26 protein-coding genes are annotated in these 26,359 nt (G+C 62.6%); 13 read left to right on the plus strand and 13 right to left on the minus strand.

The window, feature by feature from the left end; genetic code table 11:
• Positions 1-96: 96 nt before the first annotated feature.
• Positions 97-663, plus strand: a complete 567-nt coding sequence (locus tag XI06_RS31310; protein WP_237889999.1) for a cytochrome b — start codon at positions 97-99, stop codon at positions 661-663.
• Positions 664-1,140: 477 nt separating this feature from the next.
• Here XI06_RS31310 and XI06_RS31315 read toward each other — a convergent pair whose 3' ends face one another.
• Together XI06_RS31315 and XI06_RS31320 are read right to left on the minus strand one after the other, a co-directional pair.
• The gene (locus XI06_RS31315; protein ID WP_237864819.1) at positions 1,141-1,362 is read right to left on the minus strand and encodes a hypothetical protein; all 222 of its coding nucleotides are present in this window, start codon (positions 1,360-1,362) and stop codon (positions 1,141-1,143) included.
• Between the two features lie 131 nt (positions 1,363-1,493).
• Entirely contained in the window at positions 1,494-2,273 is a 780-nt protein-coding gene (locus tag XI06_RS31320) for a dienelactone hydrolase family protein (RefSeq protein ID WP_237864818.1), read from the minus strand.
• A 397-nt stretch (positions 2,274-2,670) separates the two neighbouring features.
• On the opposite strand from XI06_RS31320, the gene XI06_RS31325 reads away from it, so the two are divergent.
• From XI06_RS31325 to XI06_RS31335, 3 genes are all read left to right on the plus strand, one after another.
• Entirely contained in the window at positions 2,671-2,856 is a 186-nt protein-coding gene (locus tag XI06_RS31325; protein WP_237864817.1) for a hypothetical protein, read from the plus strand.
• A 508-nt stretch (positions 2,857-3,364) separates the two neighbouring features.
• Complete coding sequence (locus XI06_RS31330) at positions 3,365-4,231, plus strand: hypothetical protein (RefSeq protein ID WP_237889998.1); 867 nt, start codon at positions 3,365-3,367, stop codon at positions 4,229-4,231.
• Positions 4,232-4,397: 166 nt separating this feature from the next.
• Positions 4,398-5,270, plus strand: a complete 873-nt coding sequence (locus tag XI06_RS31335) for a dienelactone hydrolase family protein (RefSeq protein WP_271607148.1) — start codon at positions 4,398-4,400, stop codon at positions 5,268-5,270.
• Here the strand turns inward: XI06_RS31335 and XI06_RS31340 are convergent.
• Positions 5,267-5,671, minus strand: coding sequence for a DUF5413 family protein (locus XI06_RS31340; RefSeq protein ID WP_237864814.1), 405 nt, complete (start codon positions 5,669-5,671; stop codon positions 5,267-5,269). The genes XI06_RS31335 and XI06_RS31340 overlap by 4 nt on opposite strands.
• Positions 5,672-5,745: 74 nt before the next feature.
• Positions 5,746-6,942 carry an alpha/beta hydrolase gene (locus XI06_RS31345; protein WP_237889997.1) on the minus strand — a complete coding sequence of 399 codons (1,197 nt, stop codon included), beginning with the start codon at positions 6,940-6,942 and terminating at the stop codon, positions 5,746-5,748.
• Between the two features lie 296 nt (positions 6,943-7,238).
• Here XI06_RS31345 and XI06_RS31350 point away from each other — a divergent pair, with 296 nt between their 5' ends.
• Both XI06_RS31350 and XI06_RS31355 read left to right on the plus strand, forming a co-directional pair.
• Positions 7,239-7,457 (plus strand): hypothetical protein, encoded by a 219-nt coding sequence (locus tag XI06_RS31350; protein ID WP_237864812.1) that lies wholly within the window; start codon positions 7,239-7,241, stop codon positions 7,455-7,457.
• 80 nt (positions 7,458-7,537) lie between these two features.
• A complete protein-coding gene (locus XI06_RS31355) occupies positions 7,538-7,726 on the plus strand; it encodes a hypothetical protein (protein WP_237889996.1) in 189 nt (62 codons plus the stop codon).
• 30 nt (positions 7,727-7,756) lie between these two features.
• Here the strand turns inward: XI06_RS31355 and XI06_RS31360 are convergent, their stop codons facing one another.
• Positions 7,757-8,899, minus strand: a complete 1,143-nt coding sequence (locus tag XI06_RS31360) for a dienelactone hydrolase family protein (protein WP_237889995.1) — start codon at positions 8,897-8,899, stop codon at positions 7,757-7,759.
• Entirely contained in the window at positions 8,896-10,071 is a 1,176-nt protein-coding gene (locus tag XI06_RS31365) for an alpha/beta hydrolase family protein (protein WP_271607149.1), read from the minus strand. Before XI06_RS31365 ends, XI06_RS31360 begins: the two co-directional genes overlap by 4 nt.
• Positions 10,072-10,323: 252 nt before the next feature.
• On the opposite strand from XI06_RS31365, the gene XI06_RS31370 reads away from it, so the two are divergent.
• Both XI06_RS31370 and XI06_RS31375 read left to right on the plus strand, forming a co-directional pair.
• Positions 10,324-10,593, plus strand: a complete 270-nt coding sequence (locus XI06_RS31370; RefSeq protein ID WP_237864808.1) for a hypothetical protein — start codon at positions 10,324-10,326, stop codon at positions 10,591-10,593.
• A gap of 345 nt (positions 10,594-10,938) precedes the next feature.
• Positions 10,939-11,850, plus strand: a complete 912-nt coding sequence (locus tag XI06_RS31375) for a hypothetical protein (protein ID WP_237871027.1) — start codon at positions 10,939-10,941, stop codon at positions 11,848-11,850.
• 113 nt (positions 11,851-11,963) lie between these two features.
• Here XI06_RS31375 and XI06_RS31380 read toward each other — a convergent pair whose 3' ends face one another.
• A complete protein-coding gene (locus XI06_RS31380; RefSeq protein ID WP_237871026.1) occupies positions 11,964-13,148 on the minus strand; it encodes a response regulator transcription factor in 1,185 nt (394 codons plus the stop codon).
• A gap of 299 nt (positions 13,149-13,447) precedes the next feature.
• Positions 13,448-13,774, minus strand: a complete 327-nt coding sequence (locus tag XI06_RS31385; protein ID WP_271607150.1) for a hypothetical protein — start codon at positions 13,772-13,774, stop codon at positions 13,448-13,450.
• A gap of 76 nt (positions 13,775-13,850) precedes the next feature.
• On the opposite strand from XI06_RS31385, the gene XI06_RS31390 reads away from it, so the two are divergent.
• On the plus strand, positions 13,851-15,029 hold the full coding sequence (locus XI06_RS31390; protein ID WP_271607151.1) for a hypothetical protein: 1,179 nt from the start codon (positions 13,851-13,853) through the stop codon (positions 15,027-15,029).
• A 240-nt stretch (positions 15,030-15,269) separates the two neighbouring features.
• Here XI06_RS31390 and edd read toward each other — a convergent pair whose 3' ends face one another.
• Genes edd through XI06_RS31410 form a run of 4 tightly spaced genes read right to left on the minus strand, consistent with a single transcriptional unit; the run spans position 15,270 to position 20,912 of the window.
• Positions 15,270-17,099 (minus strand): phosphogluconate dehydratase, encoded by a 1,830-nt coding sequence (edd, locus tag XI06_RS31395; protein WP_271607152.1) that lies wholly within the window; start codon positions 17,097-17,099, stop codon positions 15,270-15,272.
• A 49-nt stretch (positions 17,100-17,148) separates the two neighbouring features.
• Positions 17,149-18,627 (minus strand): glucose-6-phosphate dehydrogenase, encoded by a 1,479-nt coding sequence (zwf, locus tag XI06_RS31400; RefSeq protein ID WP_271607153.1) that lies wholly within the window; start codon positions 18,625-18,627, stop codon positions 17,149-17,151.
• A 58-nt stretch (positions 18,628-18,685) separates the two neighbouring features.
• Positions 18,686-19,642 (minus strand): carbohydrate kinase family protein, encoded by a 957-nt coding sequence (locus XI06_RS31405; RefSeq protein WP_271607154.1) that lies wholly within the window; start codon positions 19,640-19,642, stop codon positions 18,686-18,688.
• A 34-nt stretch (positions 19,643-19,676) separates the two neighbouring features.
• Positions 19,677-20,912 (minus strand): ROK family transcriptional regulator, encoded by a 1,236-nt coding sequence (locus XI06_RS31410; RefSeq protein WP_377807326.1) that lies wholly within the window; start codon positions 20,910-20,912, stop codon positions 19,677-19,679.
• 215 nt (positions 20,913-21,127) lie between these two features.
• On the opposite strand from XI06_RS31410, the gene XI06_RS31415 reads away from it, so the two are divergent.
• From XI06_RS31415 to XI06_RS31435, 4 genes are all read left to right on the plus strand, one after another.
• Complete coding sequence (locus XI06_RS31415) at positions 21,128-22,147, plus strand: sugar ABC transporter substrate-binding protein (RefSeq protein ID WP_237864800.1); 1,020 nt, start codon at positions 21,128-21,130, stop codon at positions 22,145-22,147.
• Positions 22,148-22,264: 117 nt separating this feature from the next.
• Positions 22,265-23,347, plus strand: coding sequence for an ABC transporter permease (locus tag XI06_RS31420; RefSeq protein WP_237864799.1), 1,083 nt, complete (start codon positions 22,265-22,267; stop codon positions 23,345-23,347).
• Complete coding sequence (locus XI06_RS31425) at positions 23,344-24,150, plus strand: ATP-binding cassette domain-containing protein (protein WP_237871010.1); 807 nt, start codon at positions 23,344-23,346, stop codon at positions 24,148-24,150. The genes XI06_RS31420 and XI06_RS31425 overlap by 4 nt, the downstream gene beginning before the upstream one ends.
• A 247-nt stretch (positions 24,151-24,397) precedes the next feature.
• Positions 24,398-24,793 carry a lysozyme inhibitor LprI family protein gene (locus tag XI06_RS31435; RefSeq protein WP_271607155.1) on the plus strand — a complete coding sequence of 132 codons (396 nt, stop codon included), beginning with the start codon at positions 24,398-24,400 and terminating at the stop codon, positions 24,791-24,793.
• A gap of 25 nt (positions 24,794-24,818) precedes the next feature.
• Here the strand turns inward: XI06_RS31435 and XI06_RS31440 are convergent, their stop codons facing one another.
• The gene (locus tag XI06_RS31440; RefSeq protein ID WP_271607156.1) at positions 24,819-26,225 is read right to left on the minus strand and encodes a DHA2 family efflux MFS transporter permease subunit; all 1,407 of its coding nucleotides are present in this window, start codon (positions 26,223-26,225) and stop codon (positions 24,819-24,821) included.
• Between the last annotated feature and the right edge of the window lie 134 nt (positions 26,226-26,359).

A 26,359-nucleotide genomic window follows, 5' to 3' on the forward strand; every position in this document is an offset into this window, starting at 1 on the left:
CGCTATTTGTGTGCCGATTGGTGAAGCTGCACATCGCCTGCGCTCGATCTGATTGATTCACGTCAACGAATTGATTCGCGTTTAGTCTATTGTGATATGCAGCTGCTCAATTCAGACAAAGACTACGGCGCCATAGCGCAGACCTTGCACTGGCTGACGGTCGTTCTGGTCATTCTTGCTTGGATGCTGGGCATTTTTGGCGACGTCTTGCAGAAGGGCGAATCTCGCCAGACCGGCCTTACCATCCACATTGCTGCCGGAAGCGCAATTCTCATTCTGCTCGTGGCTCGCCTGATATGGCGATCGATCAATCCGCCACCTGTATCGGAAGCGAACAAATTTGGCGCATGGCTCGCAAGGTGGGGTGATCCTGCTGCTGCGATCGCGCACTATACTCTTTACGCGCTACTTGTCGCTGTGCCTGTCGCAGGGATTGTGCTGCAATTCGCGCGGGGGAATGCATTGCCATTGCTGGGTCTCGTCGCCATTCCGTCGCCGTGGCTCAAGGATGCAGCCTTTGCCCACAACGTGAAAGAAGTGCACGAGCTGCTAGCGCATGCGCTAGTGGCTATCGCAGCGTTCCACGCGATCGCCGCGCTCATTCATCATTGGGTATTCCAGGACCGCACTCTCATCCGGATGTTGCCTCACTCCAAGGAATGAGACGGCTTAGAACCAGCCGACGTTTTTGCTTGCTCATACTCCGATGCTGTCGTGCGGCTGGACGCCGTTGGCTCAGGCGGACGATTTCCTGCGCCATGTCGAAATGCTCAACCAAACTTGATGCGAGAAGAAGAGGCAGTGCGCTTGGAATGCCTTCAGCGATCCAGCCGCTTGGTGCACACCGGATCGCCTTTGGGCATGGGTTGGCAATTCCAATCGGGGCCGAAGCCGGTCGGCTGACGGAGAAACGGAAGCCGTACCGCAATGAAAGCGCAGAGACTGACCAACACCACAGCAAACAGGATGCTCAGAATATCAGCGCGCGTTGGGTGCCAGTGAGGCCATCGCATCTCTTAACTCCGAATAGAAGTGACGTCGAAACTATGCCACTTGAAGCAGCCGTGAACGACGACGTTCAGCACAATCGAAGAGGCTGCCCATTTCCGCGCCGCCTCTTCGATGCAGGTGTCGCATTCATTAGAGGTAATTACGCTTGCAGGATTGAATGTTCTTGTCCCTACCCGGATAATCGGCGCCAAAGGCGCCCACATATTTCAGGCAGGCCATATACTGCTTGTTGCCCATCCAACCGTAGTCCGGACCGAATGCGCCGGCGGATGCGGGGGAATAGGACGCGGTCAGCGTGGCAAGCGCGATCGCAGCGGCGAAGGTAGATAGAATGATACGAGAGGCTTTCATTGTCGTGCTCCTGAGTTGAGGCCGCACCATGCGGCGTGGGGGCACTTTGACTGAAGTTGATCGTACGGTCAGTGATTCTGTGCACACTCAAGGACACTGTGCGACTTTGCCTCTTTACAATGAAGACCGACCTACTTCTTCAACAGCGACGCGAAAAATGCGATCGCCTCCGCGGTCGCATCCCGGGTCGCTGCGGCGTTGGCGGGAATGTCCTGGCGGCTTGGACCCGGATCATCGAAATCGTGCGTCGCGCCGGGATATATTTTGAGTGTGATGTTGGCTTGCTGGGCCCGACTCACGTCGACGAGCTCGCTGCATTCCTGCGGTGATATTTCTTCATCGGCCGTCCCAACATACACGCGCAGCGGCGCGTACGGGATCAGGCCGGCTTTGAAATGTCCCTTCAGGCCACAACCAGGATAAAAAGCCAGCGCGCCGCGAAAGCCGCTGCTGGGCGAGGGCGATTTGAGCGCCGGCGTGGCCGATGACATTGTGGCAAGCGTGGCGCTTGCGCCGTTCGACCAACCCTGTAGCGCGATGCGGTCCGCCGCCACGTCGTTACGCGTGTGCAGATAAGCGAGTGCGCCATAGGCGTCGTACGGCCGCACGATCACTTCGTTCACGCTTTCCGGGCGCTGCTTGTAGTCCTGATGCGAGAAGCCTTGCGGAAAACCGCGCGGCCCGAACCCGTCCACGAGAATGGCGAGATAACCCTGTTGCGCCCACAGGTGTCCCCATTTCTGGTGCCGCTGCGAAAGCGTGGTTGCATCGTATCTGCCGTCCGCAAGAGATGAATAGGGCCCGGCGCGGCCGTGCATCATGACCACGGCCGGGCTCCGTGCCGCATGCGGGCCTTCCGGCTTGAACACATAACCGACCAGCGTGGTCTGGCCGTCGGCGCTCGGAAACATGACACGGTCGGGCAGCGGGCCGATCGGCGGCGGGGACGCCGCGATCGAAAGGAGTGCAGCAGCGGTGATAGCAACGAGCCGGCTCACGGAAAACGGGCGAGCAGAAATCACGACGGCACCTCAAATGATTGATCACAAACGAAGGGGAGCCTAGCTGAATTGCGAGCGCGAAATCCATGCAAGGTTCCCGCATCGCTCGTTGATCAATCTAGTCCGACGCCGCCGCCTTGTCCCGTAAACGGGCTGTAAATCCGGTGTAAACGGCTGTGAACGCTTGGAGATACCCTGAACGCGAGGCGTGGCGGCGTGACAGATGGGCATGGTGTGAATGCTCACATCGCGTCCAGACAGGCTGAGAGCCCTGGATGCTCAACACGACCAACCACAGGAGATAGTCATGTTACGTATGTCAGGTTTCCTCGCGATTGCGCTCAGCGTGTTTCTTTACGCCTCCGGCCCCGCAGCGGCGGGATTTACGAAGACGCCTCAGGTCTCCAAGGCCTACAATCCGCATATGAGGACGACCGTGGGACGCGCGATGGATCCGATGTGGCCGCGCGTGAGGCGCAATCCGTTCAACTAGGCCGGTTCGTCAGTTCATGCGAAACAGCAAGAAACAGCGTCGGCAGAGGTGAGGTGCGGTTATGCACTGCCTCTGCCGTCGCTCGAATCTCTTGAAAATGCTCCTGGAAAATCCGGCCACAGGCCGCCGTCGCATCCTGTATCCCAGCGACGTTGCCGGCACATCATCCTGTCGGCTTGCTCCCGAATTCATCGAAATGATGCATCGCGCCGCCATAGCTTGACGGCGGTCTCGGCTGGAAGGCCTCGACACGCGTCGACCTGATCGCTCCATTCGCCTGCGGCGATATGCCGTCCGGCGAGCACCGAGGCTGCTCCCTGATCAATCAAGCCTGACGGTGCTCGCGTGTCCCGTAAACGAGCTGTAAACTCGGTGTAAATGACTGTAAACGCTCGTAAATCTCCTGAACGCCAGGCGTGGCGCAACGACAGATGGGCAGGTGTGAATGGTCACACCGCATCCCAACGGGCCGTGAGCCCTGGATGTTCATCAAACACAGGAGACAGTCATGTTACGCACTTCAACCTTCCTCGCGATTGCCCTCAGCGCGACTGCGATCTGCTCTGCCACCGTCCCGGCGGCGGCTTTTCCTCTGAAGCTCCCTTCGACGGCGCCGGTATTGACCAAGCCGCAGGAGAGCCAGGTGGTCAGCCATATTCCGACAAAAGTCGTCGACGCTCCCCAGACGATCCCGGCAGCGCCTGGAATGTCGTCCGTGAACAAAAAGGTCATGATCCCGGCGCCGGGCATCTCCTCGGTCGGAAAAGCCCTGGACAACTGCACAACCAATCCGAAATTGTGTCAGACCTCAGTCACCCCGCCCTGGCCGCCCAAGCCTTGGCCACCCATTCCGCATTGTGAGGCCATGTCCGGCGAGGCGTTGCAACGGTGCTTGCGCGGGCTCCCCAACCCCGGCCCCGACCCCGACAACGACAAGGATGAGCATCACCATCCCGTCGTGATCTTCGTCCCGCAGGCGTCGGTTCAGGTGCCGGTTGCCGTGCCCGCTGCCGTCCCCTACAGCGCGCCGGTGCGCGTTGCGACCGGAAGCGGTTCAACCTCCACCGCGACGGCGCAACCGCAGCCCGTTGTTACGCCGGCCTGCGTGACTGCCGCCGACATTCCGGCGTTGGGCGCGGCGATCGACCAACTGCTGCCCACCGCTCAGCTTTCCGCAGCCGACATGAGCAAGATCACCGAGCTCAGGCAGTTGATCCAGTTGCTCGCGACGGACGGCAAAGTGGCGGCCGCACGCGACGTTGAAGAAGACGCCATGAACCGTCTCGGCTACCAGAAAGTCTGGCTCCGTTGCGGTCTCGGCACGTTCGAGTGGGAGAAGCAAGCCGCAACCACGCAGGCCAATCAAGCCAAGTGACGGGCCAAGTGAAATGAAGCAGCAGATCCGGTGGAGGCAACGCTCCAGGGCGTTGTCTCCATTGTGGCATGCGGACATCTTCGATTAAGCTGGCTGCAGAGGCGGCACCTCGGAAATGGCCGCGACCCCGCGATGCGCGTGGAAGCGAAGTGAGAGAGCAGGCGTCATGATCGCACTCGGGCGTTGGATCCTTGGCAGCGTGCTGGCGCAGTGGCTCGCGGTGTCGGCGGCTGCGGCCGTTCCCGAAACCGTTTACTTCAAGAGCGCCGACGGCCAGGCCGAAATCGTTGCCTACCTGTTCAAGCCAGCAACCGGCGGGCCACATCCGGCCGTCGTAATGCTACATGGCCGCGCTGGACCTTACTCCGCAAACGACAACGCCGGGTGCACGTTTGTCGGACGAACCGTCCAGTCCCCCTGCAACGCGGCGACCCTGTCGATGCGGCATCAGATGTGGGGGCAGTTTTGGGCGGAGCGCGGCTATTTCGCGCTCCTGCCCGACAGTTTCGGCCCGCGCGGCAAGGCGCACGGCTTTGGCCGGTTCACCCACCACGATCCGGACCGCGATAGCGTCAACGAGTTGACGGTGCGGCCGTTCGATGCCGAGGGCGCGCTTACTTACCTGCTTGCGCGTGGCGACGTCGTCCAGAACCGCGTCTTTCTGCAAGGCTGGTCCAATGGCGGCAGCACGACACTGAACGTGATGATCCGGCAGGGCAAACAGACAGGCTTTCGTGCCGCGTTGGCCTTTTATCCCGGCTGTGGAAAGGAAGCTTTGCTTGACTCGACCGTCCTGACAACGACACCCATCACGATGTTCCTCGGGACGGATGATGAAGAGGTCTCGCCGGAGATCTGCCAGCATGTGGCCGAGCGTTCGCGCGCTGCCGGCACGCCGGTCGATGCGCTGCTATATCCCGGCGCGACCCATGATTTTGACGATCCCGGCGAGAAGCGTCAGTCCGTACCCGGTAATGTCGCGGCCAAGGCCGATGCGATGTCGCGCGCGATTGCGATCGTCAACGCCGCCGGGCACTAGGACGTCGTGCCGCGTGGCACGGGTGTTGTTCTTCCTGTCAGCCATGAGCAGATGGCCGCGGGCACCGCGCCGATGATTCCAAACAGAAAGAGGTAGGGCCCGTGAATTGAGCCGGTCAGCAGCGCCGCCAACAGCGGCGTGAAGATGAACACATACCCGGCGAACGCCGTCCAAAGGATGCGATACCTTATGTTTCTCCTTGCCAGGACATCGTCCACCACGGCTGTCAGCAGCGCCGGCAGCAGTGCGAGCATATAGGCCAGCGGCAGGAGCACCAATTGACCATAGTCTGCCGTGCCTTTCTCGCCCAATGCCCAGTTCAGGATTTGCAGCATTCCCCAGAACGCAACGATGAATGCGAGCGGCGGAAACAGGACTGCGAACACCACAAATCGCCTCATGTTTCCTCCATTTGCATGCTGGCAGCGCTGCCTATGCTGTTCATGTCCGGCACCTGGATTCAAACCTTGGCTAATCAGCGCGCCGCTTGCTGAACGAAGTTCGCAATTGCATCGCTGAGGCCGGGAGCGAGCGGGAGATTCGGGTTCGAATATGCGTCCTGCTGGCTTGCGCGATCCGCTGGCGCCATCTTCAGCACGTGATTCATACCAGAAATGGTGAGACAAATCGCGTCGGGGCGTTCGGCGGATAGCGCGTCGGCGTCCGCGGAGCTGATCTGAAGATCGTGCCCGCCGGAGACGATCATCACCGGCAAGGTCAGAGTTTTGATCTCTGTCACCGGGTCGATCGCCAGTTCGGAAATCATGTAGCGCTGTATGCTCGGCCTGAACAGTGCGTGCAGAGCCGGGCTCACGTTGGGGACCAACTCACCTCGCTCGAGTGTGGCCAAAATAGTCGACGCCTCGCTCTGGAGCGCAGCATCCATCCTAAATCCCTGCAACTGCTCCCGGATGACGTCGCCGAGCTTCCTGCCGGGCGTGGCGAGCAGTACGATGCCGGCAACAGAGGTGCGTTTGGCAGCGAGCAGGGCGATCACGCCGCCTTCGCTGTGCCCGGCGATGATGCGGGGTCCGAGATCGGGGCGCCGTCGCAGCCAATCAAGCCAGGTGACGGCATCGTCGACGAAGGAGTTGAGCACAAAATCTTTCTCGCGAAGGCCGGCGACGGCACTGCGTCCGACGGCGCGCTTGTCGTAGCGCAGCGACGCGATGCCCTTTTCGGCGAGCTGTTCGGCAAGCTGCCGTAGTTCGCCGGGACCCGTGCCGCCCTGGTTGCCGTTCCGGTCGGTCGGGCCGGAGCCGCCGATGAGCAGCACGACCGGCGGGTGCTCGACATCCCTGGGCTTGAGCAACGTCCCCGACAGGCCGTCCATGGCAACGTCGTCGCCCCTGGTTTCGGGAGCCGCGACTGGTTTGAACAGCAGGCCCGCGATCTTGCCGGTCGGCGCCATGAGGATCCGCCAGCTGGCGGCGCCGCGTTCGAACGTCACCTTGTAGACATCAGTGCCGTTCTCGGTGCCCGTGAATTCGAGCTGCTGAACGCGGCCGAGCGATTGGAGCAATCCCGCGATCGCCGCGGCCTGCGCCTGCACGGCAGAGCCCAGCTCCGGCTCCATGCTGCCGGTATCGGGAGCTCCCTGCTGCAAATCCGCGATGATTTTTCGCAGCGGAGCTTCCGTCGGCCGGGAAGCGTCATTCTGTGCAAACGCCATGAGTGTTCCTTCAAAGGGAAGCGGCGAAATGGCACACCACAGGATGGCCACGGCGGTGACGGCGGCGAACCGGTTCGGGTGAAGCGAATGCGTTGGGATCATCACGGCCTCTGGGGTGGCGGCACAGATGTCCTGTAAACAGGCTGAAAACGCGATGTAAACGGCCGCAAACGCTGCGCAATACCCTGAACTTGGGCGGTGGCCGAGTGACTGATGTGCAGGTGTGAACATTCACATCCCGTGCAGACCGGTCGCGAGCCCGGATGCTCATCCATTCCGTACCCCAGGAGGTCATCATGTTGCGCACTCAATGTTTGCTGGCGATCGCACTCGGTGTTGCGTCGCTTGGCTCTGTCGCTCCGGCGTCGGCATTTCCGCACGCAGGCACGATGCTGCACCCGGTCGAGGTTCAGGGCCAGCAGTTGCCGCTGCCGCCACGCCAGCTGAAAGTGGCTCCGCAGTATTGCGAGACTCACAACTGCCTGATGCCGCCCCGGCCCGGCGGCGACCGCTAAGGCCATGGCAGGTGTTGGGCCGCAAATGCCAATGCTCACATCCGCCATGCTCAATCACCTCGTATCAACAGGAGACAGTCATGTTCCGCGCTTCCATCCTCTTGACGATCGCACTTGCAATTGCAGCGATGAGTTCTGCCGTCAGCCCGGCGCCCGCGTTCCCCTCGCAGGTTTTCGGCGCCCGCAACGAACAGGTCTATGCGCACTATCATCCGATTACATCGGCGCATCCGAGAATGTACCCGCCTCCCCCCAGGAAGAAGAAGTGACCTTTCTAACCTCGACTGGTGGGGTCTTGCTCATAGCGATCCAGTCCAGCGATCGTCTTCCATCACGATCACGCAAGGCTCGCCCTTTCGTTGACAGGCGTCCAGGGCGAGCTTGCGCGCGTCGTCGAGAGTGAGCGCGCTCTGGTATGAGGCATTCTGTTTTCCGGGCGTTCGCGCCAAGGCCTTTTCGCCTGGAGCGGCCAGATAGGCCTGTACATAGGCGCGCAACGACTGCGGCCACTGCAGTTTCTGCAGCACGACGTCCACGTTGGAGATCGGCCAGGTCGGAAGATTGTGCGCCCTGAGAAAACTGTCGAGCTCCACCAGCCATTGCGTTCGACCGACGATCGAATACATCCCGGTATGCCCGTCCTCGCCGATCGGCTCGAGCAGTACGAGCTTGAGATCGGCTCCGGCTCCAGCAAATGACGACCGCATGACCTCGATCTGATCGGGCGGATGATTGAGATCATTCTTCGCAAACAGCCAGAGATTAGGAGTGTGGCTGCGCGCGCCGAGGTTCCTGAAATCGACGGGAATGGATTCGCGCACGGCCGCGCAGCCGGCCCAATGCTCGCCGCCGGCGATGTTGACGACGGCCGCGAGACCCGGAAGGTTCCGCGCGCCCAGCGCGACGGAGGCTGCGCCGCCTGCCGATCCACCCACCGCAATCATTCTTGTTGGATCGGCATCTGGCCGCTTCGCGACGACTCCGATTGATGCTTCGATATCGTCGGCGTCCGCATTCATCCACGCCATGAATGCATCCGCTGCACATGACGAATCCGCCTGGGCCGGACCGTCGGATAGTCCGTACCCGCGCCGATGGATCGCCACGGCGAGCCAGCCGCGCCGTGCCATGTCAGCCAACAGATTGATGCCGGGATCGTTGACGGTGAGACTTTGATCCAACGTCATTTCACGATAGGCGGGCCTGCCGTGATTGAAGAAGACAATCGGCAATCGTCCCCTGGCATCGGCGCGTTTGACAAACAGCGCTTCCAGACGGACGTCCTTGCCTCCGATATTGACGCGCAGATATTGCCGTTCCTGAACCAGGTCACCTGATATCGCCGATGTCACCATCCCGATCGACAGGGCGATCGCTACGGTAATTGCCTTGGCGCAGAGCTGCGATGTTGCGGCCCGCTCGGACTTTCGCTCGCCAATCATCGTTCTTCCCCGATCCAATGAAAGTTCTCCATGACGATGGCGCAGTCCTGTGCGGCTTTCTGGCAAGTCGCCAGGGCGCCGCTGCGAGCGTCGTCCAGGCTTTTGGAGCTGATTTGATAGGTCACCGGCAGGCGCGGCTCAGCGCCGAGCTTGTTTTGGGGACGGACCCATGCCGCTTGCAAGGTCGGCGAGAAGGCGAGCGCCTTTTCGCCCGGTGCCGAATAATATTGCACGAGAAACCCTTGAAGATTCTCTCGTTCGATCCTGTCCGTAATTTTCAGTCTGTCGATCACATCCTTCACGTCCGTCATTCCCCAGGTCGGCAGGTTTCTTGCCCGCAGGAAGCCATCCATTTGCACATACCAGGCCCGGGTCGCCTGGCCGAAGATGGGGGTGCCCACGTCGCCGTCGTGGAAGAACATGACGAATTTGACATCGCCGCCGGCGTCGAGAAATGCGGTGTGCAAACGCTCGGCAAGATCGGGGCCGAATATCTTGTCGCTCTTGGAATAGATCCAGAGGTTCGGTACGCGGCTCGTGCTCCCGAATTTCCTGTATCCGTCGATCAGGACGTCATTCATCGGGCAGTTCGATTCAGACTGAAGCCCGCCCGAGATTGAAACGACTCCAAGGAGTCCGCGCGGGTTGCGCGCGGACAGCGCCACGGCCGCGACGCCCGCTATTTCGGATCCGATTACAATCACTCTGCTAGCGTCGGCGTCGGGCCGTTGCGAAATGTCACCGATGGTTGACTGCAGATCGTCCGCCGCCGTGGTCGCCCATGCGTCGAATGAAGCTGGCTGGCACGCGACCGGTGTCGGTCTCGGGCCTTCGGAGCTGCCAAAGCCGCGCCTTATCAAGACGACCGCCAGCCACCCACGTCGCGCCATGTCCCGCGCGTTATGTGCGTAGGTTGCCGTGGTCACGGTCGCTCCGGCCGTCGCGGTTGCTGCGCCGCCGTTGGTAAAGAGGGCGATCGGTAACCGGCCCTGGGCGTCGGACCTTTTCACGACGAGCCCCTCCAGACGAACCGTATTCGCCCCGATGGTGACGGGAAACGACACAGGCGTCTCCGTGAGATCGTCGGACCATGCGGGCGAGGCCGCCATGCAGACGAACGTCGCAAGCAGGATCGCAAGGCGGGCACCCATCACGGCGTTGTCCTTCTGCAAAGGTCCACGTGGCACGGCCGCATTGTGCACGGGTCTTGCGCAGGCGGTAGTCATTCCAGGCCGACGGTGGTTTCGCGGGGCGCGTTAATGGCCAGTGAACCGCATGTAAACGGCAGTAAAAGCTCGCAAATCTGGCGAACTTCGAAGCCGGGCCCGATGACAGACGGGCATGGTGTGAATGTTCACATCCATCCCAACGGGCCGCGAGCCCCGGATGCTCAACCCATCTCGAACCAACCAAAGGAGATCGTCATGTCCCGCAAATCAATCCTCTCGAACGCGAAGTTGCTTCTCGCTGGAAGCGCTCTGGCTCTCGCCATCTCGACCGGAGTCGCCACCGCTTCCCCGTTCGACGGCGTTTCGCTGTCGATCGGGGCGAACATCATCGAGGCTGCGCTGTCGTGTCCTCCGGGCACGCATGCCGGCTACGAGGGCAAATATTGCTGGCCCAATCGTCCGCGTGCTTGTCCAGCCGGAACCCATCTGGGCTACGAGGGCAAGTACTGCTGGCCCAACGGGTAACGGCAGCGTGTTGGCACGTGTCGCTCGTTCGGGCGCTGGATCAGATCATCATCGGCAGAGAACAGGCCGCCTCATTGGGCGGCCTGTTTCTTTTCGTGCCTCCGATCCTGCCGGCGGACACCACACGACGATCTGCGCCTCACGACATGGAGAGCATTCAGAGGGCAGGACGCAGCCCGCCTCCGCGGCCGTGAGCCAAAGCGGCGAGCTGGTGCGTAAACGGCCGGTTAACATGGTGTAAACACCTGTAAACGCTTGGGAATCTCGTGAACGGCGTGATGTGGCGGGAGTACAGATGTGCAGGTGTGAATGGTCACATCCCATCCCGACGGCGGTGAGCTCCGAATGTTCAACCGCCGCGAACCAACCCTGGAGACAGTCATGTTACGCACTTCGACCCTTATGGCGATTGCCCTCGGTGTCACCACCATCGCTTCCGCCGCCACCCCGGCAGCGGCCTTGCCGTCGCAGGTCTTTGGTGGCGTCAGCCCGCACATCGCCGGGCAACTTCACCCAACAACCGGCGTGCAGGCGAGCCAGGACGCCGTTCATGTGTTGGCCCCCAAGAAACCCACCCCCCCTGCGCCCGAGGTGCCGATGAAAATTCCGCCGGGCCAGGCGAAGACTTCACTCGACGGTAGGGCCGAGATCCCGGTGTCGAAGCTTCCCGTCGGGAGCCCGACGATGAAGCCGCCGCAGATCCCGGTCTCGGAATTGCCGCCGCCGCCCTACAAGCCTGGTCCCGGCGTCGACAATGTCTGCCCGCTCAATCCGTACAAGTGTCCGCCGAAGCAGAAGAAGGACGATGATGATTCAGATAAGGGCCACGGTCCGATCGTGATCCTGACGCCCCCGGTCGCCGTTCCGGTGCCGGTAGCCGTCCCCGCCGATCTCCCGGTGCACGTGGCCAATGCAAGCAGCGCCGGCGTCACCGCGCAAACGAGACCCGCTGTCAGTGCACAGCCCGCTGCTCCGCAGTGCCAGGCCGATGCCATTCCTGCACTCGCAGCGGGAATCGACGAATTGCTGCCCAACGCCCAACTCTCGAACGATGACCGCGCAAAGGTCGCCGAGCTTCGGCAGATGATTCAGGATCTGGCGACGGACGGAAAAGTGGCCGCCGCGCGCAACGTCGAAGAAGTTGCCATGTTCTATCTCGGCTACCAGAAGATCTGGCTCCAATGCGGGCTGGGCACCTTCGCCTGGGCGCCGGTCGTCTACAATGACGCGGTTCGGACCGCGGATCAGTCCAAATGAAGCCGCGGGGACTTGTGCAGGCGGAGGCAACGCGCCAACGTGTTGCCTCCGATTTCCTTTGAATACCATGTACCGATCATCAATGACGCCGCCGGCAAAGCGCGCGACGTCTGTCACTTCAAGTCGGACGCCGCGCCTGAGCGCCCGGCCAATTTAGCAAGTAGCTTGCCCTCCTGCGATTTTCCGAGCACGACCTCGTTCGGGTGTTCCGCCAATATTTCGTGCGCCTCGCTCTCGTCGACGCCGGACAGGATCGCCAGTCGCTCGACCGTGCGCCAAGTGTATTGATTGTCCTGCAGCGCCGCGACCATGCGCTTGTAGACGGTCGCGCGCTGCTCTTCGCGCGAAGTCGTTGATTGCGAGGGCGTTGGCGAAGGCCGCAAGTCTGGCGAGGCCGCGAGCGTCGGCGACTGGGCATCTCGTTTCAGGGCCTCCCGATTGCTCCACTCCTTCCACCCAACGACGGTCATGACCAGTACGACGGCGAGCGCAGCAGCCACAGCGAACACCGGCAATCTGTTCGATCGTTGTCGATCGAAAGGCGGGGCAGGTGCATCCGATGCCTGGACCGCTGCCGACTGGGCCGTTGCAGGCTGATCGGGCGCGATGATGGCCTGCGGTCGGGCGGTGAACCTGTAACCCTCGCCGGGTACGGTCACGACGAGCCGCGGTGTTTTTGGGTCCGTCTCGATCTTGCGCCGCAGGCGCGAGATCAGCACGTCGACACTGCGGTCTTCGGGCTCCGCGCCGCGACCGGTCACGACGCGCGTGAGTTCGTCGCGCGAGAGCACGCGGCCCGGGTTTTGCGCGAACGCCAGCAACAGGGAAAACTCCGCGCGGGTCAGCGTCATTTCCTTGCCCCGCGCGTCGAGGCAGGTGCGTGCACCGGCGTCGAGCGTATAGCCCTCGAAGCGGAGGAGCTGCGGGGTGGAAGGCGCTTCGCGGGCCGCGACCGGACGCAGCACGGACTTGACCTTGGCCAGCACGTCCTGCTCGCTCAATGGCAGCGTGATGCAGAGATCCGACGAGACTGGCGGTTCACCGGCCGCAGCGATGTTGTCGGGCGTCCCGAAAAACATGACGTGCTCGACCGCGTCCTCAAGCTTGTGTGCGAGTTCGATACCCGAGCCCTGCGGTGCCACAATCGCCAGGGCGATGGTAGCTTTTGCAACGACCTCGTGCGCACGCTTCGGGCTCTCGGCGAGTTCGACGGCGTAGCCGGCCTGAATCAGCCAGCGGGCAACCGTCGCGCGAAGCGAGGCATCGTCTGCAACGATCAGGATTCCCGGTTTCACCATGCGCCAACAAGATCCGCTGACACGGACTCTTCTCGGCGATCGGATCCCCTCTCAGGCGACATGCTCATCGGCTCCCCCTCACGGGCAACTATAGCAAAAACTCTTGAAAGCGGTTCGGCGCGGCGATGGCGCGCGGGCCGCAAGATCATCACCTCGCACAGCGCACGCCGAAAAAATTCGCCAAATCTGGATGCGGCGCGATTAATGGGCGGTGAACCGGATGTAAACGCCTGTAAATGCATCTGAATCCAAAAAACGCGCGAAGTGGCTGCGGCGACTGAAAGGCAAGGTGTGAATAGTCACATCCTGTCAAAATAGGAGCCTATCATGTCTCGTCGTTCGATGTTGCTTGCAACCACCATCTTCATCGCTGTCGGTTCGCTGACGGCCGTTGGCCCGGCGTCTGCCCACGGCTTCGGCGGATTTGGCGGCGGCGCCGCGTTTGCATCCAGACCGCCTATGGTCGCCGCCATGCCACAGGCTCCCGCGCGATCGATGATCAGCTTCAACGGCGGCCGGTTCGATCGACCTGCTTCGGTCAGTTCGACCACAGCTGTATCCGAACGGGGAAAAATAATTCTGAATGGCGGGCAGAGCGTGGCACCGGGCGCGAAAAGCTCGATCAACCCGCAACCACTGCCGCCGAGGGTCGAGCAACAAACGACCGGTGGCGGCACCATCTTTCAACCGGGCTCGCGCGTCATGATCAATCCCGCCGCTTCGGCCGTCACCGGCATCCAGCGTCCATTCATCGATGCCGCCGGGATTGTCAGGTCGAACGATTCCATCGCCGCGATCAGGAATGCCGAAGAACTGCGCGGCAGGCTGCCGAGGCCTGGCACGACGAACAACGTGCCCAACGTGGCCGGAGCGGATGGACTCGTCGTGGGACAGAACCAGTCGGGTGGCATTCCGAAAGTGCCCGGCGTGAAGAATCCGGACGGACCGGACGTCAATCTTCCCGGCTCGCAATTCAACCAGCACGGGCCGCGTGAAGTGCCGGGCTTTGGCGATGGCACCGGAGGCGCCGGGCATTTGAATGTGCCAGGGTCCATGGACCAGCATGGCGTCGACGACGCCAACAAGAAACTCTCCGAGTTGGAGAAAGCGGACCAGCAACTGCTGAATCAAGCCACCAAGGGCGGCGTCAATTCGCTCAATACGTCGGCCGGCCTCACACCCGGCGAACGGGAATCGGACAAGCATGGTGCCGAAACGGGTAGCGGCGCTGCAGGCGCGAACTTCGTCAACACCGGCAAGCCGGTCGATCCCGTCGTCAACACGGGAAAGCCGATGAAGGTCTGGACGTCGAAGGGATCGGACGGGAACGGCGGCACGGTCGTCGTAACCAACGCGAGCAGCGACACGCTCGACCAGACGACGATCGTGCACACCACCAAGGATGGCAAGACGACGACGAAGACCACCAGTTACGTCCCCAATACCGGGACAGTCATCTGGACCAACACGACGACGACCGGCGGCGACGGCAAGAACAACACGCCCAACGACGACTCCAGCAACAGCCATGACATCGGCGGCATCGCGGCCGGCAGCTCGCTCGGCAGAATGGGCCAGGGTGGCGGCACGGACAACAACGGCACCGAGTCCGCGAGCAGCCAAGCCAGCCAGCTTGCGCCTGGCACAACGTCCGGCCGCACCGGCAATGGAGACGGCAATGACGGTCGTGGCGACAATAATCATGTCGGTAACGACGGCACGCTGGCGGCGGGATCGATCCTCGCGCGCAAGGAGAATGGCGACGGCGGCAGCTCGGACACGCGTGAGGGTGGCACTTCGATGGGTGGCGTGAAAGTCCAGCCGGGCGGCGGTAATCCCAGCCAGTCAAATCTGATAGCGGGTGCCGCTATGGCGCATTGAGATCGAACGAGTTCGCTTGTCTCAAGATGCGTTTGGGGGCTGACCACGTCAGCCCCCAAACGATCTTACGGCGCGCACCAATCAAATCGTAGCTCGAGCCGAATGCCGGTATTGCGTTGGTTGCGTATTCCCGTGCAACAGCTGACTGATCGTCTCCTCCGCAAGCAAGACACCTCCTCTACGGCGCGCGGCGGTCCGTAGACGTATCGAAATCTCAACTCCGCTGGCCGCCTATTGCATTTACGTCACAAAAACGCTTGCGCCGCGATCTGCGCAGCTGACGCGCTCGCGGAAGAAGCCGAAGAGCTCGCGGCCAATCCCTGTATGCGCCGCGGAGAGATCGGCTTGCGCGCAGGTTCGCGTGGCCCACTCGCTCGGGGCGACGAGCACGTCAAGCCGACCGGATTTGGCGTCGAGCCTGATGACGTCGCCATCGCGAATCCGCGCAATCTCACCGCCGTCAGCCGCTTCAGGCGTGACGTGTATGGCCGTGGGAACCTTACCCGAGGCGCCCGAAAGCCGCCCATCGGTCACGAGTGCCACTCTCAGCCCGCGGTCCTGAAGGACGCCGAGGAGCGGCATCAGCTTGTGCAGCTCCGGCATTCCGTTTGCCTTGGGACCCTGGAAGCGCACCACGGCAATCAGATCATTCGTGAGCTCGCCTGCAGCGAAGCTCCGTTGCAGATCCTCCTGGGAATGGAAGACACGAGCCGGCGCTTCGATCACATGGCGCTGCGGCGCGACCGCGGATGTCTTGACGACGGCGCGTCCGAGATTGCCGTTCAGAACCCGAAGGCCGCCTGATGCCTGGAACGGGTCACCGATCTCTCGGAGCACGGCAGAATCGCCGCTTGCAGCCGGCCCATCGTGCCACGTCAGCGCTCCCTCGGCATCGAGCCGCGGCTCTTGCAGGTACGCATCAAGCCCGGCGCCGCAGACGGTCAGGGCGTCGCTGTGCAGGAGCCCGGCAGCAAGCAACTGCCGGACCAGGAAGCTCATCCCGCCGGCGGCATGAAAATGGTTCACGTCTGCGGAGCCGTTGGGATAGATGCGCGCGATCAGCGGCGTCACCTCGGCAAGGTCGGCGAAATCGTCCCAGGTCAAAGTGAGGCCGGCCGCCGCGGCCATGGCAACCAGATGCAGCGTCAGATTGGTCGAACCGCCGGTGGCATGCAGTCCGACGATGCCGTTGACGAAGGCGCGCTCGTCGAGTACGCGACCGATCGGGATGTATTGATTGCCGAGCGAAGTGATGTCCAATGCGCGCTCGGTCGCGGCACAGGTGAGCGCATCGCGCAAGGGCGTGTTCGGATTCACGAAGGATGCGCCCGGCAGCTGCAGGCCCATGATCTCCATCAGCATCTGATTGGTATTTGCGGTCCCGTAAAATGTACAGGTCCCCGCGCCGTGATAGGCCTGCGCCTCGGCTTGCAGCAAAGCGTCGCGGCCGACCTTTCCTTCCGCGTAAGCCTGCCGGATCTTTGCTTTTGCGTCATTGGCCAGGCCCGACGTCATCGGACCGGATGGAATGAAGACTGCAGGTAGATGCCCGAACGAGAGGGCGCCGATCACGAGACCCGGCACGATCTTGTCGCAAATACCGAGAAATAGCGCGGCGTCGAAAGTCTGGTGTGACAGCGCGACCGCGGTGGACAAGGCTATGACCTCGCGCGAGAACAGCGAGAGCTCCATTCCCGCTTCGCCCTGGGTGATGCCGTCGCACATGGCCGGAACTCCGCCTGCGACCTGGGCAACGCCACCGGCTGCGCGCGCGCTCCGTCGGATGAGCTCAGGGAAACGTTCGTAGGGCTGATGCGCCGACAGCATATCGTTGTAGGCCGTGACGATTCCGAGATTGGGGACGCGACCATCCTGCATCAGAGTCTTGTCGTGCGCGCCGCAAGCCGCGAAGGCATGGGCCTGGTTGGCGCATCCCAGCTGCCGGCGTACCGGCGTGCTCGCCGCGTTCGCAATGCGGTCGAGATACCGTTGTCGGCTATCACGGCTGCGCCTGATGATGCGATCCGTCACCTCGCCGACCCGCGCATTGACCCTTGCTGCGATCGTCATACTGGCCTCCTGTTTGCGGGTTTGGCATTGGCGATGCACTGCCCCGTGGTCACGGACCGTCCTCCATCCATGTTCGACCGTCGCGTTCGATCAGTGCGACGGCAGCGGAGGGACCCCAGCTGCCGGCAACATAGGGGCGCGGGATTTCATTCGTCTGGCTCCACGCCTGACGGATCGGGTCGATCCAGCGCCAAGCCGCCTCGACTTCGTCCCGGCGCATGAACAGGGTCGCGTCTCCGCGGACCACGTCCATCAATAGCCGTTCGTAAGCGTCCGGTACCGAGACGTCGAACGCTTCCGCAAAGCTCATGTCGAGAGGGACATACTGCAATCGCATGCCGCCCGGTCCGGGCTCCTTGATCATGAGCCAGAGCTTGATTCCCTCGTCAGGCTGCAGGCGGATGGCGAGCCTCGTCTGCACCGCCTTTCCCGAATTCAAATTGAAGATCGAATGCGGAACCTTTCTGAAGGTCACGACGATCTCGGAACTGCGCTGCTGCAGCCGCTTTCCCGTGCGCAGATAGAAGGGAACGCCGGTCCAGCGCCAATTCGCAACGGCAGCCTTGAGCGCGACGAAAGTCTCGGTCGAGCTTTGGCGATCATCGATCTCTTCCGCGTAACCGGGGACGGCGATGCCGTTGCATGCGCCCGGGCGGTATTGACCCGGCACGGTCAGGGACGCCGCGTTTGTCTCGTCGATCCGCTCGAGCGATTTCAGGATCTTGAGTTTCTCGTCGCGTACGGCATCGGCTTCGAGCGAATGTGGCGGCTCCATCGCCACCAGACAGAGCAGCTGCAGAAGGTGGTTCTGAACCATGTCGCGCAGCGCGCCGGATTTGTCGTAGTAGGGGCCGCGTTCCTCCACGCCGATGGACTCGGCGACCGTGATCTGCACATGGTCGATGTGGGCTGCATTCCACAGCGGTTCGAACAGCGCATTGGCAAAGCGCAGCGCCATCAGATTTTGCACGGTCTCCTTGCCTAGATAGTGATCGATCCGGTAGACGCGCTCCTCCGGGAAGATCATCCCGACGGCTTGATTGAGCCGGATCGCGGATTCGAGATCCTTGCCGATCGGCTTCTCGATGACGATGCGGGAATCGCCTGTTGAAAGACCGTAGTGACCGAGCCTTTCGCAGATCGGTCCGAACAGATGCGGTGCCGTCGCCAGATAGTGGACCTGGATGCGGTCGGCATAGGCTGATAGAAGGCCCGCGAGTTCGGTCCAGCCGTTCTCGCCTTCCGCATCGGCAGCCATGTAGGAGATGCGGGCCAGGAAGCGATCGAGTTCGGGTCCCGTCGTCTCCGATGCCGGCACATGTTTGACGATCGCCTCGCGCACCATCGCGAGGAAGTCATCCTGCGGCATTGCACCGCGCGCGACGCCGAGAATGGTTGCTTCATCCGGCAACTGACCCGCAAAATCGCGGCGAAACAGCGCCGGCAACAGCTTTCGGCGTGCGAGATCACCTGTCACGCCGAAAACGGTCAGGACGAAGGGGGCCACCGGGATGACGCGGCTTGTCATGCCCACCGCCTTTTCAATTCGAACCCCTTTGATGTGCCCCGTTGTGTCCGTCACTCTGTCAAGCATGGCATGGCTCCGTACTCGCATCGATATCGGCGGCGGTGGGCATGTCGGCTCCATCGCGGGATACCGTGATGGCCGCGGCAGCCGTCGCGTAAGCGAGCAACTCGCGGATTGCCGGCAGGTCGAGCGCCGCGATGGCTTCAGGACGGAGCCGGCCGGTTTTCGCAAGCTGCGCAAGCAGCGCGGCGTGGAATGTGTCGCCGGCGCCCACGGTGTCGCGCACGATCGCGGAACGACCGGGCACCGAGACGCTGCCAGTGGTCGAAAAGGCGGTTGCTCCCTTTGCTCCTTCAGTCACGACCACCAGCTGCGCACCGCACGCGAGCCAGTAGGCGGCCGCATCGGCTATCGAGGCGCGACCGCCCCACGCAATGCGGACATCCTCGTCGCTCGCCTTGATCATTGTGGCGGTTCGGTAGAAGCGTTCCGCGGCGTCGGCCCAGCCTTTCATGTTGCCGACGACGGTCGGTCGCACGTTTGGATCGACGCTGATGACGCGGCGGCCATGCTCGCGCTCGGCGAGCGCGGCGAACGTGGTGCCGACCGGCTCGACAGCCATGGAATAGGAGCCAAAGGTCAGAGCCTGAATATCGTCCGGCAGCGTGCGGGGCAGGTGGGCAAGCCCTAGCGAGCGGTCTGCCGCCCCATCGCCGTGGAAAGTGTAGTTCGGCTGGCCATCGTCGGTCGTCACCACGATCGAGATCGGGGACGGCCGATCGGTGCGCACAACAAAACGCCCATCGACGTCCTCGCGAGCGAGCCTGTCTGCGAGAAACGCGCCGAAGTGATCGCGCGAAATGCCACTCAGGAGGGCCGTTCGAACCCCGAGCCGGGCGAGGCCAACAGCAACATTGAAGGGGGAGCCGCCGGCAACGGCATGGGTCGTCATGTTGGACCCGCCGTGCGCCCTCACAAATAGATCGATCACGGCTTCGCCGCAGACAAGAATCATGATGTGCGACCCTCGTTCATCAGGATGACCATGCTCAATCCTTGAAGAGCACGTCGTGGTCGCGAGCGAACGCCGCGAGCAACGGCAGCGCCGCGCCGCCGATCGCGCGCGCATCGCGCCCGATCGAGCCTTCCACCACCACAGCGTCGGTGAGGCCTTGCCGGTCCATGCGGGTCCAATGTTCGTTTGTGCGCTCGACGAGACGACGGCGCACATCGACCGGAAAGGCCCCGTCGATAATGACGGCTTCAAAGTCGATCACTGCGAGCAGGGCGGTGATCGCCTGCGCCAGCGCCGCGGCAGCCTCGGAAAGCCACGCTTCGAGCGGCTCCTCGAAGCTCGACCAGTCGTTGGGCGAGAGCCAGATATCGGTGCCGGGTCGGCCGGCGGCGATCAGCCGGCGCTCGAGCTGATAGATGGAAGCGGTGCGGATCAGCTGCTGAAGGCTTGCCTCGCCGTTTTCCTCCCGTCGCATGATCGGCATGGAGCCGAGCGCGCCGGCATTGCTGCTGCGGCCCGGGAAGAGGCTGCCGTTCAGAACGATGCCGCCGCCGATGAAGGTGCCAATGTACAAATAGGCGAAATCCCGATACGCCGCGCCGGCACCGAAGGTGAGTTCGGCTGCGCATGCCGAAGTCGCGTCGTTGCAGACGCGCACCGGCCAAGGAGCGAAACGGCGCGACAGTTCGGCGCCGACGTTGAAGTCACGCCATTTGCCGAGCGCGCCGGGTGGTGTCTGCAGATCAGCTTCCCAGTTCCACAACTCGAACGGCATTGCGACGCCGATGCCGCTGATCCTGCCACGCTGGGCGTCGGGCAATTCGGCGAGAAGGCCCGGCATCTCGCGTTCGGCAAAGGCCATGATCTCTTCGGGCGCGGGGTAGGAATAGATCATGCGTCGCCTGGCACGGATGCCGGCGGTGAAGTCCATCAACACCAGATCCGAGCTGCGCCGGCCGATCATCAAACCCAATCCGAATGCGCCGTCCGGATTGAGCGAATAGGGGACCGAAGGCTGGCCGATGCGGCCTCGCTGCGGCTCGCCCGGTAGGAGCAGTCCATCGGCTTCCAGCCGATTGATGATCACGGTCGTGGTTTGGGTCGAAAGGCCAGTGAGGCGCGCGATCTCGACCTTGGCGAGACTACGATGGCGCCGAATGAGGGAAAGGATCAGGCGCTCGTTGTACAGTCGCACGCCGCTTTGAGTGGTGCCGCGGCTGTCGCCCGGGAAGGCCACCGTAGCTCCAGCAACCGGTGCTGTTTCTTCCATTCTCGGCTCCTCACAATGGGGAATCTGTCCTTGTGACAGGTCGATTGGCCCATTCCCGGCAGTCGGCCGCAACAATGAACGCAATCGGCGATGCCTGTCAATTAATAAGTCGGGATGATTTATTTATTGACAAGGTCGTTTGGCGCTCTCTAGGATGCCCCAACACGCGGTCGAAACCGTGCAGGCCAACAAGGCGTCAAACGAGGAGGGAATAGATGCGTCAGTCACTCGGACTATTCACAGCATTCGCGCTGGCTCTGGGCGGCACGAGCAGTTTCGCGGCCGACAAGCCGATCGTGGGTCTCATCACCAAGACCAACACCAATCCGTTCTTCGTGAAGATGAAGGCCGGCGCCGACGAGGCGGCGAAGGCGAATGATGTCGAGCTGCGCTCGTTTGCCGGAAAGGTCGATGGCGACAACGAGAGCCAGGTCGCGGCCATCGAGAACCTGATCGCCGCCGGTGCCAAGGGCATCCTGATCACGCCGAACGACTCCCGTGCGATCGTCCCGGCTGTCGAGAAGGCGCGGGCGGCGGGCATTCTGGTCATCGCCCTCGACACGCCGCTTGATCCGGCCAATGCGGCGGATGCGACGTTTGCCACCGACAATTTTCTGGCAGGTGAAATGATCGGCCAATGGGCCGCCAAGACGCTGGGCGCCAAGGCGGCATCGGCGAAGATTGCGCTGCTCGACCTCAACGTGAACCAGATCTCGGTTGATGTTGCCCGCGATCAGGGCTTTCTGAAAGGTTTTGGCATCAATCTCGGCAACCCCGCCAAGATCGGTGACGAGAAGGATACGCGTATCGTCGGTCACGATGTGACGCTCGGCAGCGAGGAGGGTGGCCGCAAGGCAATGGAGAACCTGCTCCAGAAGAATCCCGACATCTCGCTCGTCTATACAATCAACGAGCCTGCGGCGGCGGGAGCCTACGAGGCCCTGCGCTCGGTCGGCCGCGACAAGGATGTGCTGATCGTTTCCGTCGACGGCGGTTGCCCCGGCGTGCGCAACGTGAAGGACGGCGTCATCGGTGCCACCTCGATGCAGTTCCCACTGCTGATGGCGGCGAAGGGGGTCGAGGCGGTGAAGACTTTTGCCGCCGGCGGCGGCAAGCCGAAAGCGTCGCCCGGTCTCGACTTCGTCAACACCGGCGTCGAGCTCGTTACCGACAAGCCGGTCGGCGAAATGCCGTCGATCGACAGCGCTGCCGCCTTGAAGAAGTGCTGGGGCTGATCGCAGCTTCGACTTGTAGCCAACGGCAAGAATTGGCGCCCGCGAGCCGGGCGCCAAAGCCGGAAACCGTTCCGCGATTGGACGGGCAGATCTCTGCATGCAACGAGGAAAATGGCCATGACCGATATCGGCAGTAGCCGCCCGGCCGCCCAGGCCTTCGAGCTCGTGCTCGACAAGGGCGAGAGTCGCGTGGCCGAATTCGAGGTTCGTGCGAGATCGCCGCTGCAGAAGCTTCAGCACTTCCTGCACGCCAATCCGACGGCGGTGCCGGCAATCGTGCTCCTGCTCAGCGTCGCAGCATTCGGCTTCACCGTCGGCTCGCGTTTTCTGTCGATGTTCAACCTGTCGCTGATCATCCAGCAGGTCACGATCATCGGCGTGATCGGGGCGGCACAGACGTTGATCGTGATCACCGCCGGCATCGATCTCTCTGTTGGGGCCATCATGGTGCTGTGCTCCGTCATCATGGGCAAGCTCGCGGTCACCGTGGGATTGCCAGCTCCCATCGCGCTCGTTGTCGGCGTTGCCGCGGGTGCCGGCTGCGGCGTGCTCAACGGTACGCTGGTGACCCGGCTCAAGCTGCCGCCGTTCATCGTCACGCTCGGGACGTGGTCGATCTTTTTTGCTCTCAACCTTTGGTATTCGGCGTCTGAGACCATCCGCTCGCAGGAGGTCGCGAAAATCGCCCCATTGCTGCAAGCATTGGGAACGCCGGTCAACGTTCTTGGCGCCCGCTTCACCTACGGCTCCTTCTTTATGGTCGGCCTCGTGGCGTTGATCTGGTTCGTGCTGAATCGCACGGCCTTCGGACGCCATCTCTACGCGGTGGGCGACGATCCTGATGCGGCGCGGCTTTCCGGCATCCGGACGGACCGCATTCTCTTTAGTGTCTACGTGATCGCCGGTGTGATTTGCGCACTTGGCGCATGGGCATTGATCGGGCGCATTGGCTCGATCAGCCCGCAGGCCGGGCAGACAGCCAACCTGGACAGCATCACTGCGGTGGTCGTCGGTGGCGCTAGTCTGTTCGGCGGGCGTGGTTCGATTATCGGCACGCTGATCGGCGCTCTGATCGTCGGCGTATTTCGCAACGGGCTCGCGTTGTCCGATGTCGACGTGCTCTGGCAGGAATTTGCCGTCGGCTGGCTGATCATCATCGCCGTGGCGCTTGATCAATGGATTCGCAAGGTGTCTGCATGAGCACAGGATCGAACGTTCCCGGAGCATTGCCACTCCTGCAGGCGCGCGGCCTCAACAAGCGCTATGGCCGTGTGACGGCGCTCGACAATGCGGACTTCGATCTCTATCCAGGCGAAATCCTGGCTGTGATCGGAGACAATGGCGCCGGAAAGTCATCGCTGATCCGCGCACTCTCGGGCGCACTCGTTCCTGATTCAGGCGAGATCAAGCTCGCCGGCAAGACGGTCGCATTTCGTTCGCCGCTTGACGCTCAGGCGGCCGGCATCGAGACCGTTTACCAGACGCTTGCTCTGTCGCCGAGCCTATCGATCGCCGACAATATGTTCCTCGGCCGCGAATTGCGCCGGGCCGGGCCGCTCGGCACGATCTGCCGCATGCTCGATCGCAAGGCCATGCAGCGCATCGCCCGCGAGAAGCTCACCGAGCTTGGTCTCATGACCGTGCAGAGCATCAACCAGCGCGTCGAGACATTGTCGGGCGGTCAGCGCCAGGGCGTGGCGGTGGCAAGGGCGGCGGCCTTCGGCTCGCGCGTTGTCATCATGGACGAACCGACCGCAGCGCTCGGGGTCAAGGAATCGCGTCGTGTGTTGGAATTGATCCTCGATGTGCGGCGGCGAGGCGTTTCGGTCGTCCTGATCAGCCACAACATGCCGCATGTGTTCGAGATCGCCGATCGCATCCATATCCACCGTCTCGGTCGCCGGCTCACGGTGATCGATCCCAAGGCCTACACAATGTCGGATGCGGTCGCCTTCATGACCGGCGCTCGGGCACCGATCGAAGTCGCAGCGGCTTCCGCCTGAATGCCGCGGGTAGCCGGGAAGGGCTTGGTGTTTGGCCCGACCTGTCCGCCTGGAGCAAGGCGATCGCCAATGGTCATGCCCTGGCAGCTGGTACCGGCGCCGATTGGCTGCGCCGTGCGGAGCACGGCTTTGCCATCGTGGCGGCACTTTGACTCTCGATGCCAATGTCGTTGCCTTTCAAAGTCGTCGCGAAATTGCCATAACACGCGGGCCAGGTTTCGGCAGACAGACGCATGAGACCGTTACGATGCTCTGGAAATCATCTCTTGTTTTGGCAGCAGCGCTCTATGTCGCCGCATTTTCTGCAAGCGCGCAGCAAAATGCGGAGTTCGATGCGTGCGTGGCCCAGGCCGACGGCGTTTCCTCCAAAATGTTGGATTGCGGCAAGGCCGAGATCGATAAGTGGGACGTGAGGCTGAATGCCGCCTATCAGACCCTTATGCATAGGTCCGGGGACAAGACGCGAGCGCAATTGCAGCAGGAGCAGAGGGCCTGGCTCAAACACCATTTGACCGAGACCCACCGTCTGGCTGCTGATCCCGACAATGGGTCCGTCGCATTTCTCGACTCCCAGTCTTTTGAATTGGATGACCTGGTCGCGCGAACGTTGCAGCTTGAAAAGCGCGTCGGCGGCAAGCCTTGATAGCGAAGCTCTGTTGTCGTGAGCGTCACGCGTCTTGTGGCGCGGCTGCGACGGCGGCCCGTCGCCGTGCCGGCAGGAAACATCCCGCAATCGCGCCGCCCAGCGACAGCGTTGCGGCAAGGCGCATCGCCGCGGCAAATCCGCTATCGAAATGCGCGGCCGAGTAGGACCCGCCGTGGGCCGAGAAGCTGGCCACCAGCGCCGCGATGCCGAACATGCCGCCGAGGAAGCGGCCCATATTGAAGACACCGGACGCCTTGCCCATTTCGGCCACCGCGACCGAGCTTAGGATGGCGTTTTGCGCGGCCGGCATCGCCATCGAGACGCCGACGCCGGCCAGCACCAGCGGCGCCACCAGAGCGGAGTAGGCAACTGCGGGACTGGCGATCTCCGCGATCCAGCCGAGGCCAATCGCCTGCATCAGCAATCCCGCCACCACCAGCGGCCGCTCGCCGAGCCTGTTGACGACCGCGCCGGCGATCGGGGCGGTGACGAACAGCGTCGCCGTCCAGGGCAGCAGGCGAAGTCCGGCGCTGAAGGCATCGAAGCCCAGCGTGGTCTGCAGGAACTGCGGCAGCAGAAACAAGACGCCATACATCGCGGCGTAGAACAGCACGCTCGCCGACATGCCGGCGGCGAGGGCGCGCGATGCAAACAGCCGCATCGGCACCATCGGCGCGGCCGCGCGCAATTCCCAGAGTACGAAGCCCGCCGTGAATACCAGGCCTGACATCAGCGTGCCCATGACCTCGGCGCTCGCCCATCCCACGGCATTGCCACGCAACAGGCTCCAGACCAGCGCGAGCGCCGCCAGGGCCACGAGCAATAGTCCCGGGATGTCCAGTGCGGCGGAAGGTCCGACGCTTTCGCGCAACCTTGCCCGCACCAGGGCGATCGCGATTGCGCCGATCGGCAGGTTGATCCAGAACACCCAGCGCCAGCCGAAATGTTCGGTGATGAAGCCGCCGATGGCCGGGCCGATGATCAGCGCGCAGCCGGTGAGGCTGCTGAAAATGCCGAGCGCGCGGGCCCGCTCCTCCTGGCCGAACGTGCCGCTCAGGATTGCCATCGCCAGCGGCATTACCAGCGCGGCGCCGGCGCCCTGCAGCGCGCGGGCGGCGATCAGCGCGGCGGCGTTGCCTGCCAGCGCACAAGCGGCCGATGCGGCGACGAACAGGGCGATCCCGGTCGCGAACATGCGGCGGCGACCGAAGCGATCGCCGAGCGCGGCGCCGGTCAGGAGCAGCACGGCGAAGATCAGGTTGAAGGCGTTGACGGTCCATTGCAGCGTCTCGACCGGGCTGCCGAAATCGGCGCGGATGGCCGCGAACGCCGTCGTAATGATCATGGCGTCCAGCGCCATCATGAAGGATGCCAGCGCGGTGACGCCAAGCACCCAATTCTTCTCGCCGCGATTGGTCGGGGTCTGCATCGCCCTCTCTCCGTGTCTCGCGCCGCCCTGTCGCGGCGCGTTCTGCGGGCTAGACGCGGCCGATGGGGCAAAGGGTGCGCCCGGAAATAATCTCTTGCGGACCGAATCCTTTGATAACGGGCAAACGTCTTTGG

This window comes from Bradyrhizobium sp. CCBAU 11434 (assembly GCF_028128895.1).
Taxonomy (GTDB): Bacteria; Pseudomonadota; Alphaproteobacteria; order Rhizobiales; family Xanthobacteraceae; genus Bradyrhizobium; species Bradyrhizobium zhengyangense.

Coding starts and splice junctions, on each gene's coding strand:
- XI06_RS31320 (WP_237864818.1), bottom strand. CDS start 2,273: ATGTTTCCGAGCGCCGACGGCCAGACCACGCTGGTCGGTTATGTGTTC.
- XI06_RS31370 (WP_237864808.1), top strand. CDS start 10,324: ATGTCCCGCAAATCAATCCTCTCGAACGCGAAGTTGCTTCTCGCTGGA.
- edd (WP_271607152.1), bottom strand. CDS start 17,099: ATGACGATCGCAGCAAGGGTCAATGCGCGGGTCGGCGAGGTGACGGAT.
- XI06_RS31325 (WP_237864817.1), top strand. CDS start 2,671: ATGTTACGTATGTCAGGTTTCCTCGCGATTGCGCTCAGCGTGTTTCTT.
- XI06_RS31315 (WP_237864819.1), bottom strand. CDS start 1,362: ATGAAAGCCTCTCGTATCATTCTATCTACCTTCGCCGCTGCGATCGCG.
- XI06_RS31310 (WP_237889999.1), top strand. CDS start 97: ATGCAGCTGCTCAATTCAGACAAAGACTACGGCGCCATAGCGCAGACC.
- XI06_RS31390 (WP_271607151.1), top strand. CDS start 13,851: ATGATCAATCCCGCCGCTTCGGCCGTCACCGGCATCCAGCGTCCATTC.
- XI06_RS31405 (WP_271607154.1), bottom strand. CDS start 19,642: ATGATTCTTGTCTGCGGCGAAGCCGTGATCGATCTATTTGTGAGGGCG.
- XI06_RS31435 (WP_271607155.1), top strand. CDS start 24,398: ATGCTCTGGAAATCATCTCTTGTTTTGGCAGCAGCGCTCTATGTCGCC.
- XI06_RS31410 (WP_377807326.1), bottom strand. CDS start 20,912: ATGGAAGAAACAGCACCGGTTGCTGGAGCTACGGTGGCCTTCCCGGGC.
- XI06_RS31340 (WP_237864814.1), bottom strand. CDS start 5,671: ATGAGGCGATTTGTGGTGTTCGCAGTCCTGTTTCCGCCGCTCGCATTC.
- XI06_RS31360 (WP_237889995.1), bottom strand. CDS start 8,899: ATGATTGGCGAGCGAAAGTCCGAGCGGGCCGCAACATCGCAGCTCTGC.
- XI06_RS31415 (WP_237864800.1), top strand. CDS start 21,128: ATGCGTCAGTCACTCGGACTATTCACAGCATTCGCGCTGGCTCTGGGC.
- XI06_RS31350 (WP_237864812.1), top strand. CDS start 7,239: ATGTTGCGCACTCAATGTTTGCTGGCGATCGCACTCGGTGTTGCGTCG.
- XI06_RS31375 (WP_237871027.1), top strand. CDS start 10,939: ATGTTCAACCGCCGCGAACCAACCCTGGAGACAGTCATGTTACGCACT.
- XI06_RS31425 (WP_237871010.1), top strand. CDS start 23,344: ATGAGCACAGGATCGAACGTTCCCGGAGCATTGCCACTCCTGCAGGCG.
- XI06_RS31440 (WP_271607156.1), bottom strand. CDS start 26,225: ATGCAGACCCCGACCAATCGCGGCGAGAAGAATTGGGTGCTTGGCGTC.
- XI06_RS31355 (WP_237889996.1), top strand. CDS start 7,538: ATGTTCCGCGCTTCCATCCTCTTGACGATCGCACTTGCAATTGCAGCG.
- XI06_RS31335 (WP_271607148.1), top strand. CDS start 4,398: ATGATCGCACTCGGGCGTTGGATCCTTGGCAGCGTGCTGGCGCAGTGG.
- XI06_RS31380 (WP_237871026.1), bottom strand. CDS start 13,148: ATGGTGAAACCGGGAATCCTGATCGTTGCAGACGATGCCTCGCTTCGC.
- XI06_RS31420 (WP_237864799.1), top strand. CDS start 22,265: ATGACCGATATCGGCAGTAGCCGCCCGGCCGCCCAGGCCTTCGAGCTC.
- XI06_RS31330 (WP_237889998.1), top strand. CDS start 3,365: ATGTTACGCACTTCAACCTTCCTCGCGATTGCCCTCAGCGCGACTGCG.
- XI06_RS31345 (WP_237889997.1), bottom strand. CDS start 6,942: ATGGCGTTTGCACAGAATGACGCTTCCCGGCCGACGGAAGCTCCGCTG.
- zwf (WP_271607153.1), bottom strand. CDS start 18,627: ATGACAAGCCGCGTCATCCCGGTGGCCCCCTTCGTCCTGACCGTTTTC.